The organism is Salinicola sp., from assembly GCF_982684285.1.
This window is the reverse complement of record NZ_CEXLVS010000342.1, coordinates 1-3,420: the sequence shown is the minus strand read 5'-3', so window position 1 is coordinate 3,420 and position 3,420 is coordinate 1. Positions and strand designations below refer to the sequence as shown.

Here is a 3,420-nt window from a genome sequence, read left to right as displayed (position 1 = left end):
ACGCATAAATAGTACTCCGTTAAACTGGCTTGATCTTGTCTATCTATACACCTATCTATGGTCGACATGCAAATTTTAAAGCCTATTCTGCTAATTTATTAGCGCTGTGTTTGTGCTGCATATGCACGACATAAAAAAACCCGCATAATGCGGGCTTCGTCGATGAGCGCTGCTTAAGCAACGAGATCAGGTCGAGCTGCTGATCGCGGCGATCGTCGCCCAGGGCGTGCAGCAGCGCGTGCGCATCGCCGAGAGTGCGGCGCGCCGCGCCCCTATGCTGCTGTGCGCGCGGGAGTTCGAGAGCCGCGCTGCGCTCGACCACTACTGGCCGCGCCTGGGCACCCAGCAAGGCGAGCTGAGCCAGGCGGGGCACACCTGCTGGTGGCGCCTGACGGTGAGCGCCACACCGATCCAGCGGCTGCGCCAGGGGCGCCTGGCGCTCTACGACGACCCGGCCCGCGCGCACCCGGTGCTCACCTTCACCCTCTATCTGGCGCCACCGTGATACCCGTCCTCCGAGCCACAACGCACCAGCGCGGCTTTACCCTGCTCGAGGTGATGATCGCCATCGCCCTGACCGCGCTGGTCGGCATCGGCGTGGCGGCGCTGGTCAATCAGCTGGTGAGTGTCCGCGAGCGCTTCGCCGAACCAGCCCCACTGGACGCGGAGATCGATTTCAGCCGCCTGCTCACGCGGCGCCTGGAGGCGCTGGTACAGCGCCCGGTGCACGAACGCGGCCTGGTCCTGTTCAACCTGCCGCTGGCCTATCGTGCCGATCTGGCACGGCTGGAGTGGGTCTCGCTGGGCGCGGTGGCGCTGCCGGTAGGCGATTTCTACACCCGCCTGCGCCGCCAGCGCCTGCAGTGGGATCGCGATAGCGCCACCCTGACGCTCGATTCCAACGGGCTGCTCGACGCCGCCGGGGAGCCCGAGTGGCAGCGGGTGGCCGCGCTCGACGGCGTCAACGCGTTGACGCTGGAGTTCTTCGCCGCCGGGCGCTGGCTCGCCGCGCCGCCGCCGAACGGCATCGCCCAGGGCGTGCGCGTGCAGTGGCAGCGCCACGGCCGGCTAATGACATTGACCGCCATCCTGCCGGAGCTGCTGCCATGACCCCACCGCCGAGCGCCCGCCGCGGCTCATCGGGCGTGCCGCGCCAGACCGGGGCCGCGCTGCTGATGGTGCTGCTGGCGCTGGCGCTGGTGAGCGTCACCCTGAGCGCGCTGACCCTGCAGGGGCGGCGCGAGCTGACCCGTCTCGAACTGCTGCAGCAGGAGACCCAGGCCGAGTTCTACGCCCGCGGCGCGGAGATCATCGCCCGCCGTGCGCTCACCGATGCCGCGGTGCGCCATGCCGACCTGTGGTGGCAGACCCTGGCCGGGCGCCCGCTGCGCTACCCCACCGACGCCGGCGAGCTGCGCCTGGTGGTGCACGACCTGCGCACCTGCTTCAACCTCAACGCACTCGGCGGCAGCCAGGCCGCGCTGGCCCAGCGCCAGCTGCGCTACTGGGTGGCGAACTACGCCGGCGAGCGCCTCACCGACATGACCCCAGACGAATTCGTCGCCCGCCTCGCCGACTGGATCGACCCCGACAACATCCCCCGCGCCGGCGGCATGGATGGTGCCGACTATGCGCGCCTCGACCCGCCCCGGACGAGCGCCGACACCTGGCTGCGCGATCCCAGCGAGATCAACTGGCTGGCGCCGCTGGACAGCCGACGCGCCGGGCGTTTCGGTGAACTCTGCGCGCTGCCCGACGACGGCCCCTGGCGGCTCGATCTCAACGCCCTCGGGCCCGGCGACCTGCCGCTGCTGGATGCGCTGTTCGAGGGCCAGGTCGATCGCGGCGCCCTGGCCACGCTGCTGCGCGCCCGCCCGCCGGGGGGATATACCGACCTCGACGCGGTGCGCCAGGTGCTGGGCGGCGATGCCACCTGGCTCGACCGCTACGGTAACCGCCTGCGTCTGACCCCAGACTATGTGGCGCTGGATATCCGCATCCGCCTGGCGGATCGCCACTACGACTTCCAGCGTCTGCTGCTGGCCGAGGGCACCAGCGCCTTCTATCCGCGCCAGCCGGCCGCGCGGGTGCGGGTGCTGAGCCGCCGCAGCGGCTACCCCAGCGCCCGGCTCGAGGCTATCTCGACCGACGCTATCTCGACCGATGCCATCTCGACCGACGCCGCCGGGCCGACGGCGGACAACCTCTTCACCCAGGAGTCGCCCTGATGCGCCGATCCGCACGCCCGGCGCGCGCCGCCACCCGCCTGCTCGTCGCCCCGCGCCAGCGCCTCGCGCCGCTCACCGATGTTGGCGCCGACACAGATACGGACACAGACATCCAGCTCCGTGTCGACTGGTGCCTCGAAGGCGCCACCCCGCAGACGCTAAGCGCCACCAGCCCCCCCGAGGCGTGGCAGGCGCTGACGCGGCTGGCCGCCAGCCACCCGGTCACCCTGCTGCTGGCGGCGGATGCGGTCAGCCACTTCCATCTCGCCGCGCCGCGCGGGCTCAAGCGCCGCGAATGGCCGCTGCTGCTGGAGACGGTGACCAGCGATGCGGTGGACCAGCTCCATCTGCACGCACTGCAGCGCGGCCGCGACCACCTGGAACTGATCGTCCTGCCGAGCGCCGAGCTCGCCGCCTGGCACGCCTGGGCGCAGCGCCTCGGCCTGGCCCCGGCGGGCTGGAGCTGCGCCTTTCTGGCACTGCCGCGGCCGACGACACCGGATCAGATCACCACACTCGACGACGGCAGCCATCGCCTGTGCCTGGGGCTGGCAGCACCCGCGGCGCCGGGCGCGCCGGAGACTCGCCAGTGGCTGGCGTGGCCGCGAGACTGGCCACTGCCGCCGGCCTGGCGCGAGCGCGAGTGTCTCAGGGTCGACGCCGAGCGCCCGGGCACGGCGGATAGCGATGCCGGTGCCGGTATCGATGCGAGTGCCGATACCGATTTCGATGTGGGTATGGATGAAAGTCCCGATACGCGACCCGCTGTCGGCAGTGATACGTCTGCCGCTGGCTCGCACCACGGCAGCCAGGCGGGCGACGCAGCGAGCGATGTGGCCGAAGAGGCGCGCCGACGAAGCCTTATCTGGCTGGCCACGCAGCCGCCCACCGCGCTGCCGTTCGCCGATGACAGCGGAGCGCGCTGGCAAGGGATCACTTGGCGGCCTCAGCGACACACGCGCTGGCTGGCGGGGGCCATCGCCCTGCTGGCGCTGCTCGACGCCTCGCTATGGCTGGCCACGAGCTGGCGCGAACACACCGCAGCAGGCCAGCGTCAGGCGGCGGCGCTGGCCGCGCGCTTCGACAGCGCGCGAACCGGAATCGGGGAGTGGATCGACTTCTCGGTGCAGGCCTACACCGCATCGGTGCTCGAGAACGCCATCCCCCAGTACACCTACGCGGAGAACGTCGC

General features: G+C 70.6%; 4 protein-coding genes. All 4 read left to right on the top strand.

Features of this window, described 5'->3' with window-relative positions:
* The first annotated feature begins 226 nt into the window (after positions 1 to 226).
* Positions 227 to 505 (top strand): type II secretion system protein GspI, encoded by a 279-nt coding sequence (locus tag AC3AYF_RS19475; protein ID WP_487780216.1) that lies wholly within the window; start codon positions 227 to 229, stop codon positions 503 to 505.
* Entirely contained in the window at positions 502 to 1,110 is a 609-nt protein-coding gene (locus tag AC3AYF_RS19470; RefSeq protein WP_295041287.1) for a prepilin-type N-terminal cleavage/methylation domain-containing protein, read from the top strand. The genes AC3AYF_RS19475 and AC3AYF_RS19470 overlap by 4 nt, the downstream gene beginning before the upstream one ends.
* Entirely contained in the window at positions 1,107 to 2,228 is a 1,122-nt protein-coding gene (gene gspK, locus AC3AYF_RS19465) for a type II secretion system minor pseudopilin GspK (protein WP_295041285.1), read from the top strand. Before AC3AYF_RS19470 ends, gspK begins: the two co-directional genes overlap by 4 nt.
* A partial coding sequence (locus AC3AYF_RS19460) for a type II secretion system protein GspL (protein WP_487780215.1) occupies positions 2,228 to 3,420 on the top strand: 1,193 nt, incomplete at its 3' end. The genes gspK and AC3AYF_RS19460, both read left to right, overlap by 1 nt.